This window comes from Methylococcus mesophilus (assembly GCF_026247885.1).
Taxonomy (GTDB): domain Bacteria; phylum Pseudomonadota; class Gammaproteobacteria; order Methylococcales; family Methylococcaceae; genus Methylococcus; species Methylococcus mesophilus.
In genome coordinates this window covers 3,653,427-3,670,760 of the sequence record NZ_CP110921.1, presented here as the reverse complement: position 1 = coordinate 3,670,760, position 17,334 = coordinate 3,653,427, and the positions used below count along the sequence as shown (strand labels likewise).

The following is a 17,334-nucleotide window of genomic DNA, read 5'->3' as shown; positions in this document are numbered from 1 at the left end:
ACTGCTCGGATTCAGGAAGCAGCCTGCAGTGCCAGCGCCTTGACGCGGGCGTTCAGGCGGCTCTTGCTGCGCGCAGCCTTGTTGCGATGAATCAGCCCCTTGTTCACCGAAGAGTCGATGATGGGCACGGCCTGCCGGAACGCTTCCTGCGCCTTCGTCAGATCGCCGGAATCTACCGCCAGGATGACTTTCTTGATGTACGTGCGGAGACGGCTACGCAGGGCGGCATTGTGTGCACGGTTATTTTCCGCCTGCCGAGCGCGCTTTTTCGCGGAAGCGATATTAGCCAAGGTCGACCTCTTCTGGATTGCGACTGTAAGAAAAGGCGAGGATTGTCCTTGTCTTTACCACCACTGTCAACCTGGAAATCACACGCGGCGGGGCATCACGGCCACCGATTGATTATACTGGGCCTTTTTCCCGACGGAGCCGAACTCTGAGCCGACGCTTGCTGAAATCCACCGCCGTGGTGGGTTCCATGACACTGATTTCACGTCTGCTGGGCTTCGTCCGCGACCTGCTCATCGCGCGGACCTTCGGCGCCGATGCGGCAACGGACGCATTCTTCGTCGCCTTCAGAATCCCCAATTTCCTGCGCCGGCTTTTCGCCGAAGGTGCTTTCTCGCAGGGGCTGGTGCCGATCCTGTCGGAACTGCGCGCCAGCACGGACGATGCGGCGACCCGGCGCGCCCTCGGCCGGATGGCCGGAACGCTGGCGCTCGCCGCCGCTCTGCTCACCGCGCTGGGCATGGCGGCTGCGCCGATCCTGACCCTCCTGTTCGCGCCGGGCTTTCATGACCACCCCATCCAGTACGGAATGGCGGTGGAGATGCTGCGCATCACCTTCCCTTACCTTTTCTTCGTCACGCTGACGGCCTTCGCCGGCGGAGTCCTGCATACCTGGGGGCAATTCGCGGTACCAGCCCTGACCCCTGCCCTGCTCAACCTGGCGATGATCGCCGCCGCCCTATGGCTGGCGCCGCTGATGGAGCGGCCGGTCGAAGCCCTGGCCTGGGGCGTTTTCGCAGCCGGCATCCTGCAACTGGTATTTCAGCTTCCCTCGCTCTGGGGCATTCGCCAGATCGCCCTGCCGCGCCCGGCTTGGCGAGACCGGGAGGTCCTGCGCATGTTCAAGCTGATGGGGCCGGCTATCCTCGGCGTCTCCGCGACCCAGATCAACCTGCTGCTCGACACGCTGGTGGCCTCGTTCCTGGTCTCCGGCAGCGTATCCTGGTTATATTACTCGGACCGGCTGGTGGAGCTGCCGCAGGGGCTTCTGGGCGTGGCGATCGGAACGGCCATCCTGCCCCATCTGTCCGCCAACCATCTCGGCCGTGACCGCGACGGTTTTTCCCGTGCGCTGGACTGGGCCTTGCGCTGGGTCGCTTTACTCGGCCTGCCCGCGACGCTGGGATTGATGATTCTTGCCAAACCTCTGGTATCCACCCTGTTCGAGCACAACGAATTTTCATCTTACGATGTGGAGATGGCGAGCCGCAGCCTCGTCACCTATGCAGCGGGCCTGCCGGGCGCGATCGCCGTCAAGGCGCTGGCCTCCGGATTCAGCGCCCGCCAGGATGTCCGCACCCCACTGCGGTACAGCCTCCACGCCATCGGCGCCAATTGCGCGCTGGCTCCCGCCCTGGCCTTTCTCCTGGCGCCCCACGGCTGGGGACATGCCGGCCTGGCCTTGGCGACCGCGGCGGCGGCCTCTCTCAACGCATTGCTGCTGCTCGGCAAGCTGCTGGCCGAACGGGCCTACCGGCCAAGCGCTTCGTGGCGCAGCTACGCGGCCCGCCTGGTAGTGGCGAACACAGCGATGAGCGCGCTGCTGGTCCAAGCCCTGGATTCCCCTTGGGCCGACTGGTCCACACCGGATCGAATCGTCCATCTCGCCCTGTGGCTCGGCGCCGGCATCGCCATCTATCTGCTGTGCCTGCTGCTGACGGGCCTGCGGCCCCGCCACATGCTCCTGCCCGAACGGGCATGAGGCCGGTCATGCGCATCATTCACGGCATCTCCGGCACGACAGGCCCTTCCGCCTGCGTCGCCAGCATCGGCAACTTCGACGGCGTCCACCTGGGGCACCAGACGCTGGTCCGGCGGCTGGCGGAAGAAGGGCGCCGTCTCGGCCTGCCGGTCGCGATCGTCCTGTTCGAACCGCAGCCGCGCGAATTCTTCGATCCGGGCCAGTCCCCTCCCCGCCTGATGCGCCTGTCGGAAAAGCTCTCCAGGCTCGCCGATCTGCCGGTCGACTGGGTGCTGCTGCTGCGCTTCGATGAGAAACTCGCCAATCTGGCACCGGAGGACTTCGTCCGCCGGATACTGGCCGAGCGGCTGCATGTCCGCCACCTCATCGTCGGCGACGACTTTCGTTTCGGCCGCGGCCGCAGCGGCGACCACGAACTGCTATGCCGCCTGGGCCGGCTCCAAGGCTTCACGGTAAGCGATACCGAATCGGTGACGGTCGACGGCTGCCGCGTCAGCAGCACCCGGGTACGGGAGGCGCTCTGGCGGGGCGACATGGCCGGCGCGGCCAGACTGCTGGGCAGGCCCTATGCCTTGCGCGGACGCGTGGTCCACGGCGACCAGCTCGGCCGCCGGCTGGGCTTTCCCACCGCCAACATCGAACTGCGCCGCGAAAACATTCCGGTGCAAGGCGTATTTGCCGTTACAATGTCGGGCATTTCTGCCGAAGCTTGGCCCGGCGTGGCCAACATCGGCATCAGGCCGACCGTGACCGGCAACCGCAAGGCCATGCTGGAAACCCACTTGTTCGATTTTGCCGGCGATCTGTATGGGCGCCGGGTGGAAGTTCATCTGCACCACAAGCTTCGCGACGAGATGCGGTTTGCCGGCCTCGAAGACCTGAAGGAACAGATTGCCCGCGATGCCGCCGCCGCGCGCGGCTATTTCGCGGCAGGCTGACCCGATACACGACTGCCGACTTTCGACCATGGATTACAAGACCACTCTCAACCTTCCCCAGACGCCGTTCCCCATGAAAGCCAATCTGGCGCAGCGGGAACCCGAGCAGCTTGAACGCTGGCGCACGCTGGACCTTTATAAGAAGGTGCGGTCCCAGCGCGCCGGCCGGGACAAGTTCGTCCTGCACGACGGCCCGCCCTACGCCAACGGCGAAATCCACATCGGCCACGCGGTCAACAAGATCCTCAAGGATTTCATCGTCAAGAGCAGAACCCTGAGCGGCTTCGACGCCCCGTACGTGCCGGGCTGGGACTGCCACGGCCTGCCCATCGAGCTGATGGTCGAGAAGAAGATCGGCAAGGCCGGCCACAAGGTCAGCCCCGCCGAGTTCCGCAAAGCCTGCCGGGAATACGCCGCCGCCCAGGTCGACATCCAGCGCCGCGAATTCGTCCGGCTCGGCGTGCTGGGCGACTGGGAAAATCCGTACCTGACCATGGATTTCCGCTTCGAGGCGAACATCGTCCGGGCGCTCGGCCGGATCTCCTCGCGCGGCCATCTGGTCAAGGGTGCCAAGCCGGTGCACTGGTGCATCGACTGCGGCTCGGCCCTGGCCGAAGCCGAGGTGGAATACGAGAACAAGCATTCGCCGGCGATCGACGTGCGTTTCGCCGTGGTCGACGAATTCGGCCTGATGGCGCGGTTCCATACCGCCGACGGCGCACTCGGCGAAGGCCCCCTGTCGGTCGTGATCTGGACCACGACACCCTGGACCCTGCCCGCCAACCAAGCAGTGGCGCTCAACCCCGAGCTGGACTACGTGGTGGCCCAGCGCACGGACACGAAGGAGCGGCTGGTGCTGGCGGATGCGCTGATGAAGGACGTGATGCTGCGCTGCGGTGTGGAGGATTACCGCGTCATCGGCTACTGCAAGGGCGCGGAGCTGGAAGGCGTGCAACTCCGGCATCCGTTCTACGACCGCATCGTCCCGGTGATCCTGGGCGACCACGTGACCCTGGACGCCGGCACCGGCGCGGTGCACACCGCCCCCGGCCATGGCCAGGAGGACTACGCCGTCGGCCAGCGCTACGGTCTGGCCGTGGACAATCCGGTCGGCGACGACGGCCGCTTCCTCCCGAACACCGAGCTGTTCGCCGGCGAACACGTGCTGAGCGCCAACGGCCACGTGATCGAGGTGCTCAAGGAGCGGGGCGCCCTGCTGCACGAGGCGCGCATCGAGCACAGCTATCCGCATTGCTGGCGCCACAAGACGCCGGTCATCTTCCGCGCCACGCCGCAGTGGTTCATTGCCATGGACAAGGGCGAGCTGCGCCGCCAGGCCCTGGAGGCCATCGGCCAGGTGCAATGGGTGCCGGACTGGGGGCAGGCCCGCATCGAGGCCATGGTCGGCAACCGCCCGGACTGGTGCATCTCGCGCCAGCGCAACTGGGGCGTGCCGATCCCGCTGTTCGTCCACAAGGAAACCGGCGCGCTGCATCCCGACACCGACCGGCTGATCGAAGAAGTCGCAAAGAAGATCGAGACCCGTGGCATCGACGCCTGGTTCGATCTGGACCCGGCCGAACTGCTGGGCGCGGAAGCGGACCGGTACGGCAAGATCGGCGACACCCTGGACGTCTGGTTCGATTCCGGCGTTACCCATCACGCGGTGCTAGAACAAGACGCCGGCCTGGCTGTCCCCGCCGATCTTTACCTGGAAGGCTCGGACCAGCATCGCGGCTGGTTCCAGTCCTCGCTCATGACCTCGGTCGCGATGAGCGGCGAGGCGCCCTACAAGGCGGTGCTGACCCACGGCTTCACGGTGGATGCCGAAGGCAAGAAGATGTCAAAGTCGCGCGGCAACGTGGTGGCACCGCAGAAGGTCATGCAGACCCTGGGCGCCGACGTGCTGCGGCTGTGGGTGGCGGCGACCGACTACCGCAGCGAGATGACGGTATCCGACGAGATCCTCAAGCGCATCTCGGACGTCTACCGGCGCCTGCGCAACACCGCCCGCTACCTGCTGGCCAATCTCGACGGCTTCGACCCCGCCCGGCACCTCGTCGAGCCGAAAGACATGCTGGCGCTGGACCGCTGGGCGGTGGACCGCGCCCTGGCGATCCAGCGGGACGTAATCGAAGCCTACGAGACCTACCAGTTCAACACCATCTTCCAGAAGGCCCACCATTTCTGCTCGGTGGACCTGGGCAGCTTCTACCTGGACGTACTCAAGGATCGGCAATACACCTGCAAGACCGACAGCCTGCCGCGCCGCTCCGGCCAGACCGCGATGTACCACATCGCCGAAGCCATGGTGCGCTGGCTCAGCCCCATCCTGAGCTTCACCGCCGAGGAAATCTGGCAGTACCTGCCCGGCCAACGCGAGGAGTCGGTGTTTCTGTCGGCCTGGTACGACGGCCTGTTCGCGCTGGATACGGACAGCCGCTTCGATCGGCCGTTCTGGGAGCAGCTCTTGAAGATCCGCGAGGCCGTCAGCAAGGAGCTGGAAATCCTGCGGGTCCGCGGCGAAATCGGCTCCTCGCTCGATGCCGAGGTCGAGCTGTTCTGCGACGCCGCCTTGTTCGAGCGCCTGAACAGCGTGGGCGAGGACCTGCGCTTCGTGCTGCTGACCTCCTATGCCACGGTTAAACCGGCGGCGGAAGCCGGTGCCGGCACCCTGCCGACCGAAGTGCCCGGCCTGGAATTGAAGCTCACCGCCTCCGACAAACCCAAGTGCGTGCGCTGCTGGCATCACCGCCACGACGTCGGCTCGGACCCGGACCACCCGGAACTGTGCGGCCGCTGCGTGGAAAACGTCGCCGGCACCGGCGAATCCCGCTCGTTCGGCTGAGGTCGTCCATGTTGAAATGGCTTTGGCTATCGGTGCTGGTCTTCGCCCTCGACCAGCTCAGCAAGCAGATCGTCGACGCCTCGATGCGGCTGTACGAGACGATTCCGCTGCTGCCGGTGTTCCAGCTCACCTACCTGCGCAACCAGGGCGCGGCGTTCAGCTTCCTGAGCCAGGCCGGCGGCTGGCAGCGCTGGTTCTTCATCGCACTGTCGGTTGGCGCTACGGTGCTGATCACGTACTGGCTCAAATCCATGGACCGGCGGAAAACCTGGGAAGCCGCCGCCTGGGCCCTGGTGCTGGGCGGCGCGGTCGGCAACCTGCTGGACCGGGTCGTCTATGGCTACGTCATCGACTTTCTCGACGTGTTCTACGGCGACTGGCACTGGCCGGCGTTCAACGTCGCCGACTCGGCCATCACCGTCGGCATCGGCATGCTGCTGATCGATTCGTTCCGGGTCCGCGTGAACGCCTGAATCTCAAGCGGACGCTAACCCGACCGGCGGCTGAGGCAGGAGAGATAGGACGACGTGATCTCGTTCAGGAGGAACGAGGCATTCGGATACCGATTCCGGAACCGGCCCGGTTTCCGGCTCGCCTTTCCCCTGGTACAGGAGACCTCCACCGGATAGACCATCCAGCCGGCGGCGCCGACACGGGACTCGATCGCCCACGCGAATTCCGGCGCGCCGTCGTGGATGACCGCCAGTTCGGCGGACCGCTGCCGCAGATCGACCGCGCCCATGCGCCCGTATTCGCTCAAGGCGCCGGCGAAGGTTTCCAGGGCGGGCCCCACGACATCGCGAAAATAGGCGTCGCACTCCCTGCCATATTCCGCTTCGGCGGCCCGGGCACCCTGGGCCTCCAGCGCCAGCTTGCGGAAATGCAGGTCCAGACTTTGTTTCCAGGCCATCCGTTTACCTCCCCTCCGGGCTAAGAGCCGGCCCGATCGCGCACAGGCGAATCCGCATAGCCGTGTCCCCGCAGAAACAGATCGACGGCCGCGCCGACCAGTGAAGTTTTTTCGTCTTCGCTGAGGCCTTCCTTCTGGCCGAGCAGGCAGCGGAAGTGCTCGTCGCCTTTCAGCATTCCCAGAAACAGCCGGGCCGAGACGCCGACGTCCGGAATCGCCAGGACTTTCTGGGCCGACAGATCCTCGAGATAGGCCGACAGCTTCCGGAGCACCGGCTCGGGCCCGGTCCGGTACACGCGGGCGCCCAATTCCGGGAAGAGTTGCTGCTCGCCGATGATCACCCGGTAAAGCGTCAAGGCGTCTTCCGAATAAACCAGATCCACGAAGGCGCGTGCAATGGCGGTAAGCGCGGCGACAGGATCACGCACCTCGGTCTGCGCCTTGGCCAAGGTGTTCAGCAGGGCCTCGCACTGCAGCGAAATCACCGCGGCGAACAGATCCTGCTTACCCTCGAAATGGCTGTACAGGGTGGCCTTGGACACCGGCGCTGCTTCGGCGATGGCCTCCATGCTGGCGCCGGCGTAGCCGTGCAGGAGAAAAATCCGCTTGGCAGCCAGCAGGATGCTTTCGCGTTTGGAAAATCGGACGGTGTTCATCGGCTCTCATAAAGATCGCGCCGGCTTGCGGCCGGGTCGGTTCGTGATTATTCTAAACTGAACGTATCAGTTCATTTTTCTTATTCCGCCTGCTTAATAGTAGACGCACAAGATGCGACTGCCCACCTCCCCGCGACATCTGCTCCTCCTCGTCGGCCTGGCATCCCTGAGTACGGGCGGCGCAGCGTACTGGCTCGAGGCCGTACGCCCCTACGAAACCACCGACAACGCTTACCTCAAGGCACACCTCATCCTGCTCAGTTCCAAGGAAACGGGCTACGTGAAAGAGGTGTTGCTCCAGGACAATCAGCGGGTGAAGAAAGGGGACGTCCTGGCGGTGATAGACGATCATGAATTCAAGGCGCGCGTCGCCGAAGCCAGCGCCGAGGTGGCTGCGACGGCAGCGCGCATCACGGCCCTGGAGTCCGAGAAGCGGACCCAGGCTGCCAGGGTCCGCGAAGAGGACGCCAATATCGCGTCCGCTTCAGCCGACCATGAACGGTCGCTACGCGACCTGAGACGGCTCGACCGCCTGGCCGAAGCCGGCGCGGCCTCGGCCCAGTCGCTGGACACCGCGGAAACCTACTGCAAGCAGGCCAAGGCGCTGCTGGACAAGAACCACTCGGCGCGGGATCAGGCCGAAATCCGCCTGATCGCCCTGGACGCGACGATCGCTGAAAAACGGGCCCAGCTCCAACAGGCCGAGGCCCGTCTGGAACTGGCCCAGATCGACCTGGAAAACACCCGCATCCTCGCTCCCATCGACGGCACGGTAGGAAATCGCAGCGTCCAGATCGGGCAACTGCTCCAGCCCGGTAGCGTACTTGCCTACCTCATCCCGGCGGACGGAGTGTTCGTAGAAGCCAATTTCAAGGAGACCCAGATCGAACACATGCGGGTCGGGCAGGCGGCAAACATCGTCGTGGACGCCTACCCCGCGGCGCCGTTCGAGGCGGTGGTCGACAGCCTGGCACCGGCCAGCGGATCGGAATTCAGCATTCTCCCGCCGGAAAACGCCACCGGAAACTTCACCAAGATCGTCCGGCGCGTATCGGCCAAGCTTTCGTTCGCCGCCGGGGCCGATCTCAGCCTGCTCAAACCCGGCCTGTCGGTTCAGGTGCGAATCAAAGTCCGTTGACCGCCATGACAGCGGACGAAAGCGTCCCCGCCCGCGCCTGGATAGGCTTTTTCGGAATGGTGTTCGGGGTCTTCATGGCGGTCCTCGACATCCAAATCGTCGCCAGCTCGCTGGAACAAATCCAGGCCGGGCTGGCTGCCACCCACGACGAAATCACCTGGGTGCAAACCGCCTATCTCATCGCCGAAGCCATCGTCATTCCGCTGTCCGGCTGGCTCAATCGGGCACTTTCCACCCGCATCCTGTTCACGCTGTCCTGCGGCGGCTTCACTCTGACCAGCCTGTGCTGCGCGCTGGCCTGGAATCTACCCTCCATGATCGCGTTCCGCGCCCTGCAGGGCTTCTTCGGCGGCGCCATGATCCCGACCTTGTTCGCCGTGATCTATACCCTGTTCCCACCCCGCCAGCAAGCCGCGATGGTGATCGTGGTCGGCATGGTGGTGACGGTGGCGCCCACGGCCGGCCCCGTACTCGGCGGCTATTTGACCGAGATCCTGTCATGGAAGGCCCTGTTCCTGGTCAATCTGCTGCCGGGTCTACTGGTCTGCCTTTCGACCTGGCTCACGGTGGAGGTGGACCAGCCTGAATGGGCGCTGCTCAGGCGCGTCGATTTCGCCGGCATCCTTTACATCGCACTTTTTCTCGGCAGTCTGCAATTCGTGCTCGAGGAAGGCATACGCAACAACTGGTTCGAGAGCCGCGAAATCGTGTTTTTCAGCGTCATGACGCTGATCACCGGCAGCGCAATGTTCTATCGCGAACTCCGCATCGATGCGCCCATCGTCGATCTCTGGGCGTTCCGCGACGCCAATTTCGCGGTCGGCTGCCTGTTCAGTTTCATCATCGGCATCGGCCTCTACACCATGATCGCGCTGACGCCGGTCTATCTTTCATCGGTCAAGCGGCTCAACAGCCTGCAAATCGGCGAATACCTCATGATCACCGGCCTCTTCCAATTCATTTCGGCATTCGTGGCGGGCCCCCTGGCCAAGCGGATGGACTCGCGCCTGATGCTGGCGCTGGGCCTCTTCCTCTTCGGACTGGGCTCATGGCTGAACGGAAGCCTGAGCTACGACTCCGGCTACTGGGAATTCTTCGGGCCCCAGGCCCTGCGAGGTTTCGCCCTGATGTTCGCTTTCCTGCCGATCAACTCACTGGCTCTGGGCACTCTGCCCGAGAACCAGGTCAAGAACGCCAGCGGACTTTACAACCTCACTCGGAATCTGGGCGGCGCCATCGGTATCGCCGTCACCAACACCCTGATGATCCGTTGGAACAAGGAACATTACGCCGCCCTGCGCGAATCGGTCACTTCGGGCTCCCCGCAAGCCGACGCGCTCCTCGCCCGGCTGGAAAGCCACGCCGCCCTGCTCCACCTCCCCGATCCCTCCGACGCCGCGCTCAAGCAGCTCTATGGCCTGGCCCTGCGGGAAGCCCAGATCATGACGGTCAACGACGTATTCCACGTGCTCGGGTTGTTGTTCTTCACCTCGCTGCTCCTGATGCCGCTGGTCAGAAAAGTCAGCCGCGATGCCGGCGACACCTGCGCGCACTGAGCTGGCGCCGCCGCCAGTTCCAAGCCTTCGTCCGCATCCAAAGACCGGCATCCGGTAGATCGTTCCATAACAACGTATACAAGTTGGCGAACCCCGATATTGAATACAGCCTCGTCATTCCGCCATGGATTCATGCCGGGCTATCCTGCCCGGCACGCTGCGCACGTGTGCAAATCCGCTCCCGGCGGATTGGTGGCGGAATCCAGGCACAGGGATGTGAATCGACGTCACCCTCCTTGGCACTGGATCCCGGCTTCCCAGCCGGAATGTCGCTCGGCCTTTTTTATAACTATATTGATGGACCTATCTACTAGACGCCGTGATGCGCGGTTTCACTCAGAGAAGAGTGATATCACACAACATGGCTTTTCGCTGATGTGAGATTGGCATTGATTCTCATAGAGTTTCCTCCTGGCTTGATTGCTGCACAAGCGCATCGACGAGCCCCCGCTCGCCGTCCGCGGAACAACAATCAAGAAATACGACGGAGGAACCGTGACTACCACAAGCCATGCACCACCATCATTGCATCGCAGCGGCCCGCTTGTCGCGGGCCTGCTGCTGATGCTGGCCGCCACGCTGGCCCCCGAGGCCGCCGTGGCCGCGACCAAGCTCAAGATCAAAGCCGCGTGGTCGGACAAGGCCGCCACGCTGACGATCAAGGGCAGCGCCAAGGGCAACAGCGGCCCGGTCGACGTCTACGACATCAACGGCCGGCGGCTGGGCAGCGGCCAGGGCGCCAGCTTCGCTCTCGCCCTGGGCCGTCAGGACCTCGGCAACGTGCCTTGCGCCGTGCGGATCGAGGCGGGCGGCACGGAAGCGGTCAAACTGGTGAAGGGAGCCCCTAAATCCTGCACCGGCGTTCCCACCTGCAGCATCACCAGCCCAGCCGATGGCGCGTCGCTCCAGATCGGCGTGCAATCCCATTTTGAGGCCACGGCCAACAGCAGCGATCCGACGGCACAGCCGCTCAAATATGCGTGGGATTTCGCCGGCGGGGCGATGGGCCATCCGACCGAACTCATGGCCATGCCCACCTTCATCCGCGACAACAGCCATTACCGGGTGCGCTTCAGCGCCACCGATGCCAAGGGCCGGCGCTGCGAGGATGCAGTCGAAGTCGTCGTGGGCAGCCCGCCCGAGGGCTTGCCGGGCAAAGTCTCCGAACAGTCGGCCCCCAAGTTCGGCGGTGAACTGGACGGCACCAAGGGCGATGTCGTGGTAATGCCGTTCGAAAACTGGACCTATCAGGGCATAGCCGACCACGACTTCCAGCCCAACCAGGAGCTGGCGTTCAATCCGCCGCTGAATATGCTCAATGCCCTGGCCTACCGCAAGGACCGCCTGCCGGTGGCGCTGGACCCGGCCCAGATCGAACTGCGCTATTCCGCCGCTTCCAACCCTTCCGATCCGGCCGGCGCAGGCTCGATCAATTCCACCAGCCGCAACTGGAATTCAGCGGACGGTGCCAATGTGGAATACATCCTGGACGGCGCACTGCAGAAGACCGACATCTGGGACCGGGTCGACCGGCGCGGCGCGACCAATCTGGCCTCGGATTATGTCTCGCGTTATATCGCCTGGCAGGAGAACTGGCCCACGGGCAGCCCGGAACAGACCCCTGCACGCGACGAAGGGTATGTGATTGATCCGTTCAAGCCGTTTCTGGACGACAACGCCACCACCAATTTCCCGGCCAAAGGCGCCCAGATGCCCGGTTCGGCCAAGCCTTACCAGGCCAACGATCCCCAAGCCTTCGCGTTCTACGACCCCAGCACTCGCGCACTCGGAGCCGGCTATGTTCCGGTGACCGACGTGGACGATACCGGCCGGGTCAATCCTTATCCGCTCATGCGCGTGCAGGCGGTGGACAAGAGCGGCAACGCCGTGGCCTCGACCGACGGCGTAATGACCACCAGCCGCGACCACCATTGCCGGGAATGCCATGCCAAGGGCAAGATCGCCGCCAATCCCAACGCCGGCTGGACTAAGGATGCTTTCCATTATTCTGCGTATGGCAAGGCGGTGGACGCCGGCACCTGTAGCGGTAACGGCGGTGGCCATGACCACGGCGGACATGGGGGCGTGCTGTGTAATTTCGCCCAGCCCGAATTCTTCGATCCGGCGGGAAACTCACTGCGCGATCAAGAAGACGCGGCCATGAAAAACGTCTATAGCCTGCATGACTTCTATGACGGTCTGAATACCCTTCAGCAACGGCTATATGGCTCTGGGACTAACGATCAAGGCCAGATCAACAACGACGGCTCAATTTTCTGCTCGGGCTGCCACGACTCACCCACCCGTCATTGGCCCGTCGGCGTCGTGATGTGGAGTGATTATTTCACTATGGATGAATCCGGTACCCAATATGGCAACTACGGTTATTATCCCAACTACACTATGACCATGCACAAGTTCCACGGCCGCCTGCAGCGCGACCCGTCCAACCCGGACAAAATCCTGCGCGAAGCCGGCGGCATCCCGAAGCTTTGGGACCCAACCCAGGGCGCCAATCCCAACACGCTGTTCCCGGTGAAAACCGCCGGCGGCGACTCTCAGCCGATGGAGGAAAACTGCCTCCAGTGCCATGCCGGCCAGCGCGAGCAGCAATACCGCGACCGGATGTACACGGCCGGGGTCACCTGCTACGACTGCCACGGCGACATGCTGGCGCAGGGCATGGCGTATGAGAAATCCCAAGTCGGCGCCGACGGCAACAAGTACCGCGTGGCATATTACGACGAGCCCGACTGCGGCTCCTGCCATACCGGCAACGGCAACGACGGCGGCAGCGGCTTCTTCAGCGCCGGCGTCATGAAGCGCGCCTTCGACGACGGCGACCGTTCAGCCACCACCCGCCCGCCCAAGACCGAGCGTTTCGCGGTCCAGCCCAAGGACTACGGCAAAATGCCGGTAAGCCAGTGGGTGAACGATCCGTCGTCGCCGGATGGCGGGCACAGCGTCGACCTCTCGTTCAACATCAACCAACGGGTCTACCGCGACAGCAAGGACAAGCACGGCGACGTCGCCTGCGGCGCCTGCCACGGCCCCGCCCACGGCGTCTGGCCGAATGCCGATCCCAGCGCCAACGACAACGTCACTGCGCTGCAGCTCCAGGGCCACACCGGCACCATCCTGGAGTGCAACGTCTGCCACACGGCGGATTCCTTCGCCAAGCTGGAGGATCTGGACGGCGGCCAGTACAGCGGCGACGCCAAAACCGGCATCCTGGGCGGGCCGCACAACACCCACCCGATCGACGATCCGTATTGGTGGAAGCAGGCCAATGGCGACGTCGCCAACAGCGACGGCAGCAACTACGGCGGCTGGCACAACAACTACGCCAAGCTGCCCGGAGCGAACGGCGAAGACCAGTGCGCGGCCTGCCACGGCAGCGACCACAAGGGCACGCGTCTGTCCAAGACGCCGGTGGACCGGGTGTTCGACTTCCGCGGCTTCGACGCCAAGAAGCTGAAGAAGGCCGGGTTCAAGACCAAGGTCGTGAAAGTGGCCGCCGGCACGCCGATCGGCTGCGACACCTGTCACAGCCTGGAGACCGGCTTCAAGGGATCGCCGGGACACTGAGTTCCACTCCGGAACCGGTGCCAGGGAAGGCGCCCATTCGGCGGAGTGCACAGTTCACTCTGCCGAATGGCAATACGAGGACAAACCAGGAAAGGGCGCTTCGGCGCCCTTTTTTGCTTCAACGAGGCGCGCGATTCCACGCAACACAGCGTGAAATCGCGCAGACGCCAACAAATTGACAATATTTATCTAATGGTAATTACAAGTTTTTTATAAATGGCCTATTTGCTGCTTTCGAGGCTGGTACGAACTCATACCAAGGCTCGCAAGCATCGCAGCCCTACTCAGCCATCGAGAGCGAACATGAACACCATGAGAAATCCCCTTGGGGGCGCCTCGCCTCCAAACGCCTCCGGGGCGGCCATCGCCTGCCTGCTCCTGGGGCTCACCGCCGCCCTGGCGCCGGAAGCCGTCCTGGCTGCCGGCAAGATCAAGATCGCCAGGGCCGGCTGGTCGGACAAGACCGGCACACTGATCGTCAAAGGCACGGCCAAGAACGTCGACGGTGCGGTCGACATTTACGACATCAACGGCCGCCGCCTCGGCGGCGGCCAGGGGCCGTCGTTTTCCCTGAGCCTGGGCAGGAGCGACCTCCCCGCAGTCCCCTGCGCGGTCCGGGTCCAGTCCGGCGATACGGAAGCGATCAAACCCGTGAAGGGCGCGCCCAAATCGTGCGCCAAGACGCCGACCTGCAGCATCGTCGCCCCGGCCTCCGGCACTGCCCTCAAAGTCGGCGTGGAAACCCACTTCGAAGCCGCCGCCGGCAGCAAGGACCCGGCGGCGCAACCGCTCAAATACGAATGGGATTTCGCGGGCGGCGCCTGGGGACACCCCACCGACCTGATGGCGATGGCGACCTTCATCCGCGACAACAGCACCTACCGGGTGCGCTTCAGCGCGACCGACGCCCAGGGACGGCGCTGCGAGGACGCCGTCGACGTCGTGGTGGGCACTCCGCCGGCCGGCCTGCCCTCCAAGGTCCCGGAACAAGCGGCACCGAAGCTCGGTGGCGAGCTGGACGGCACGCCGGACGACCTCGCGGTGCTGCCCTTCGAAGACTGGACCATGCAGCACACCACCGACGCCAAGACGATGCCCAACGACTACGTGTCGTTCAATCCGCTGATCAGCACGATGAACGCCTACGTATACAAGAAGGCGAGGCTGCCGGTCCCACTCGCCGGCGATGCCGTGGAGGTCGACTATTCGGCCGCCTCCAACCCGAGCGATCCGGTGGGCGCGGATTCCGTCAACTCCACCAGCCGGAACTGGCCGGTTGGGGCCTCTTTGATGGAGGCGGCCGTGCAAAAGACCGACCTGTGGGAAACCTTCACCCGCGGTGATTTCGCGGACGTCGACCAGAGCAAATACATCAATGGCTCGTGGATCATGGACCCCTGGAAGAAAGGCGGCCAGCCGCAGCCGGACGAAGGGTATTTCAAATACAAGGCCGTGACCAGCAGTGGCGGCGGCAAGGTCTACGGTTCCGTGCCGGACAACGACCCGAACAACTCCGACCACGGCCGCTACATGCCCGGCATCGCCCAGCCGTACCAGGCCAACTACTCGCAGCCGTTTTCCAAATTCCTGGATGGCGAGCAGCGGTTCGCGGCCACTACGATCCCAATGACGGACATCGACGACCAGGGCCGGGTCAACCCCTTCCCGCTCCTGCGGGTGGAGGCGAAACAGAACGGCCGGACGCTCGCCGGCACCGACGCCGTGCTCAGCAACTCCAGGGACCACCACTGCCGGGAATGCCATGCCAAGGGCGGCATCGCCGCGCCCGAGAACCCGCCCCAGACCAAGGCCGCGTGCCGTTCCAGCCCCTTCGGCGCGATTTCGGACGAGCGCCGCAAGCGCATGGGCAGGGCGGCTTATCCGCCGTGCGAGGAGAAGCCTGCCTATTATTCGGTATCGGACTTCGGCGGCGATCCCAACAGCATCTTCGACCAGGAGTACGCCGCTGCCCTCAACTATTCCAGCATCCACGAGTTTTACGACGGCCTGTATTTCCTGGACCAGATGCTGCACGGCGTAAAGGACCACCACTCCGGCAAGGTCATCGCCGACCGACCTTCCCCCTGTTACGGCTGCCATGCCACGGCGATGCTGTTCGTGCCCTTCAAGCAGGACTGGTGGGACGTCGAGGGCTTCAAGGCGAACGATCCGGTCTACGAACCGAACTATTCGATCGCCATGCACCGCTTCCACGGCGAGCTGCAATGGAACGACGCCAAGACCGGCATCGTCCGCGACGACAAGGGCATGTACGTGCGCTGGGACTGGAAAACCAAGGGCCGTAACACCAGGACGCTGTTTCCGACGCTCGACGCCAACGGCAATCCACTGCCGATGGAGGAAAACTGCCTGAAGTGCCATTCCGGCCACCGCGAACAGCTGTACCGGGACCGCATGTACACCGCCGGCGTCACCTGCTACGACTGCCACGGCGACATGCTGGCGGTGGGCGAAGCCTTCCCCAAGAACTATCTCGCCAACAAGGACAAGGTCGGTTCGCTCGAACGCGACGACTACCGCGTGCCCTGGTTCGACGAAACCGACTGCGGCTCCTGCCATGTCGGCGACGGCAACCTCGGCAACGACGGCTCCGGCGGCTTCTTCAGCGCCGGTGTCATGAAACGGGCTTTCGACGATGCCGACCTGTCGGCGACAACCCGCGCCGTGGACCGCACCCATCCGGATTCGGTCCGCTTCGCGGTCGCGCCCAAGGAGAACTACAAGGCGACCTTCCCGACGCTGTTCTATTACACTGTCGATCCGACCTCGATGGTGTTCCAGACCAAGATGGTCGACACGAAGATCGACGCCCCCGTCTACCGGCACGGCAAGGACAGCCACGGCGACGTCGCCTGCGCGGCCTGCCACGGCGCTGCCCATGCCGTCTGGCCGAACCGCGATCCGAACGCGAACGACAACGTGACCGCGCTGCAGCTCCAGGGCCATACCGGCACCATCCACGAGTGCAACGTATGCCACACCACGGATTCCTTCGCCAAGAAGGAAGACCTGGACGGCGGCCAGTACAGCGGCGACGCCAAGGCCGGCATCCTGGGCGGGCCGCACAACATGCATCCGGTCAACGACCCCTACTGGTGGAAGTCAACCGAAGGGGACAGCCCCAACAGCGACGGCACGATCTACGGCGGCTGGCACAACGATTACGCCAAGTCGTCCGGCGCCAAGGGCGAAGACCAATGCGCGGCCTGCCACGGCAACGACCACAAGGGCACCCGTCTGTCCAAGACGCCGGTGGACCGGGTGTTCGACTTCCGCGGCTTCGACGGCAAGAAGCTGAAGAAGGCCGGGTTCAAGTCCAAGGTCGTCAAAGTGGCCGCCGGCACGCCGATCGGCTGCGACACCTGCCACAGCCTGGAGACCAGCTTCATCGGCTCACCGGGACATTAGTCAACGGCCCTGCCCCGGCTGACCGTGGCAGGACTCCAGTCCAAATTCGAACGGCAGCGTGCGGTAACGCACCCTGCCGTTTTGCTGTGTAAATTAGCGATGCCTGTGAGCGAAATGACGCACGACACACGCAAGAGCTATCTCTGCCTGCCTGCAAAACGGGCTCAGCAGCGTCATTCAGTGCTTCCTTTGCCCCGGTATGGAAATTGCCGGTTGTCTCCGGGACCTCAGGCCTGAGCTTCGCGATTTGGAACCCTTAGCTCTTCCATAACGACAAGAAG

General features: G+C 64.1%; 11 protein-coding genes. 8 read left to right on the top strand and 3 right to left on the bottom strand.

The window, feature by feature from the left end; all coding sequences use genetic code 11:
• Positions 1 to 11: 11 nt before the first annotated feature.
• Positions 12 to 290 (bottom strand): 30S ribosomal protein S20, encoded by a 279-nt coding sequence (gene rpsT / locus OOT43_RS17425; protein WP_010961480.1) that lies wholly within the window; start codon positions 288 to 290, stop codon positions 12 to 14.
• Positions 291 to 448: 158 nt separating this feature from the next.
• Here rpsT and murJ point away from each other — a divergent pair, with 158 nt between their 5' ends.
• Genes murJ through lspA form a run of 4 tightly spaced genes read left to right on the top strand, consistent with a single transcriptional unit; the run spans position 449 to position 6,249 of the window.
• Positions 449 to 1,990, top strand: a complete 1,542-nt coding sequence (gene murJ, locus OOT43_RS17420) for a murein biosynthesis integral membrane protein MurJ (RefSeq protein WP_266021939.1) — start codon at positions 449 to 451, stop codon at positions 1,988 to 1,990.
• 8 nt (positions 1,991 to 1,998) lie between these two features.
• The gene (gene ribF / locus OOT43_RS17415; protein ID WP_266021938.1) at positions 1,999 to 2,928 is read left to right on the top strand and encodes a bifunctional riboflavin kinase/FAD synthetase; all 930 of its coding nucleotides are present in this window, start codon (positions 1,999 to 2,001) and stop codon (positions 2,926 to 2,928) included.
• A gap of 28 nt (positions 2,929 to 2,956) precedes the next feature.
• Positions 2,957 to 5,776, top strand: a complete 2,820-nt coding sequence (gene ileS, locus OOT43_RS17410) for an isoleucine--tRNA ligase (protein WP_266021936.1) — start codon at positions 2,957 to 2,959, stop codon at positions 5,774 to 5,776.
• 8 nt (positions 5,777 to 5,784) lie between these two features.
• A complete protein-coding gene (lspA, locus tag OOT43_RS17405; RefSeq protein ID WP_266021934.1) occupies positions 5,785 to 6,249 on the top strand; it encodes a signal peptidase II in 465 nt (154 codons plus the stop codon).
• Between the two features lie 14 nt (positions 6,250 to 6,263).
• On the opposite strand, the gene OOT43_RS17400 is transcribed toward lspA, so the two are convergent.
• Together OOT43_RS17400 and OOT43_RS17395 are read right to left on the bottom strand one after the other, a co-directional pair.
• Complete coding sequence (locus tag OOT43_RS17400; protein WP_266021933.1) at positions 6,264 to 6,686, bottom strand: hypothetical protein; 423 nt, start codon at positions 6,684 to 6,686, stop codon at positions 6,264 to 6,266.
• Positions 6,687 to 6,706: 20 nt separating this feature from the next.
• Positions 6,707 to 7,342 carry a TetR/AcrR family transcriptional regulator gene (locus tag OOT43_RS17395; RefSeq protein WP_266021932.1) on the bottom strand — a complete coding sequence of 212 codons (636 nt, stop codon included), beginning with the start codon at positions 7,340 to 7,342 and terminating at the stop codon, positions 6,707 to 6,709.
• 112 nt (positions 7,343 to 7,454) lie between these two features.
• Between OOT43_RS17395 and OOT43_RS17390 the strand changes: the two genes are divergently transcribed.
• From OOT43_RS17390 to OOT43_RS17375, 4 genes are all read left to right on the top strand, one after another.
• A complete protein-coding gene (locus OOT43_RS17390; RefSeq protein ID WP_266021931.1) occupies positions 7,455 to 8,480 on the top strand; it encodes an HlyD family secretion protein in 1,026 nt (341 codons plus the stop codon).
• 5 nt (positions 8,481 to 8,485) lie between these two features.
• Positions 8,486 to 10,036 carry a DHA2 family efflux MFS transporter permease subunit gene (locus tag OOT43_RS17385; protein ID WP_266021930.1) on the top strand — a complete coding sequence of 517 codons (1,551 nt, stop codon included), beginning with the start codon at positions 8,486 to 8,488 and terminating at the stop codon, positions 10,034 to 10,036.
• A gap of 495 nt (positions 10,037 to 10,531) precedes the next feature.
• Complete coding sequence (locus OOT43_RS17380; protein ID WP_266021929.1) at positions 10,532 to 13,624, top strand: cytochrome C; 3,093 nt, start codon at positions 10,532 to 10,534, stop codon at positions 13,622 to 13,624.
• A gap of 303 nt (positions 13,625 to 13,927) precedes the next feature.
• Positions 13,928 to 17,053, top strand: coding sequence for a cytochrome C (locus tag OOT43_RS17375; RefSeq protein WP_266021927.1), 3,126 nt, complete (start codon positions 13,928 to 13,930; stop codon positions 17,051 to 17,053).
• Positions 17,054 to 17,334 lie beyond the last annotated feature (281 nt).

What these genes read in the sequence shown, in the direction of transcription:
- OOT43_RS17390 (WP_266021931.1), top strand. Translation starts at nt 7,455, where the DNA reads ATGCGACTGCCCACCTCCCCGCGACATCTGCTCCTCCTCGTCGGCCTG.
- OOT43_RS17385 (WP_266021930.1), top strand. Translation starts at nt 8,486, where the DNA reads ATGACAGCGGACGAAAGCGTCCCCGCCCGCGCCTGGATAGGCTTTTTC.
- ileS (WP_266021936.1), top strand. Translation starts at nt 2,957, where the DNA reads ATGGATTACAAGACCACTCTCAACCTTCCCCAGACGCCGTTCCCCATG.
- OOT43_RS17400 (WP_266021933.1), bottom strand. Translation starts at nt 6,686, where the DNA reads ATGGCCTGGAAACAAAGTCTGGACCTGCATTTCCGCAAGCTGGCGCTG.
- OOT43_RS17375 (WP_266021927.1), top strand. Translation starts at nt 13,928, where the DNA reads ATGAACACCATGAGAAATCCCCTTGGGGGCGCCTCGCCTCCAAACGCC.
- ribF (WP_266021938.1), top strand. Translation starts at nt 1,999, where the DNA reads ATGCGCATCATTCACGGCATCTCCGGCACGACAGGCCCTTCCGCCTGC.
- OOT43_RS17395 (WP_266021932.1), bottom strand. Translation starts at nt 7,342, where the DNA reads ATGAACACCGTCCGATTTTCCAAACGCGAAAGCATCCTGCTGGCTGCC.
- lspA (WP_266021934.1), top strand. Translation starts at nt 5,785, where the DNA reads ATGTTGAAATGGCTTTGGCTATCGGTGCTGGTCTTCGCCCTCGACCAG.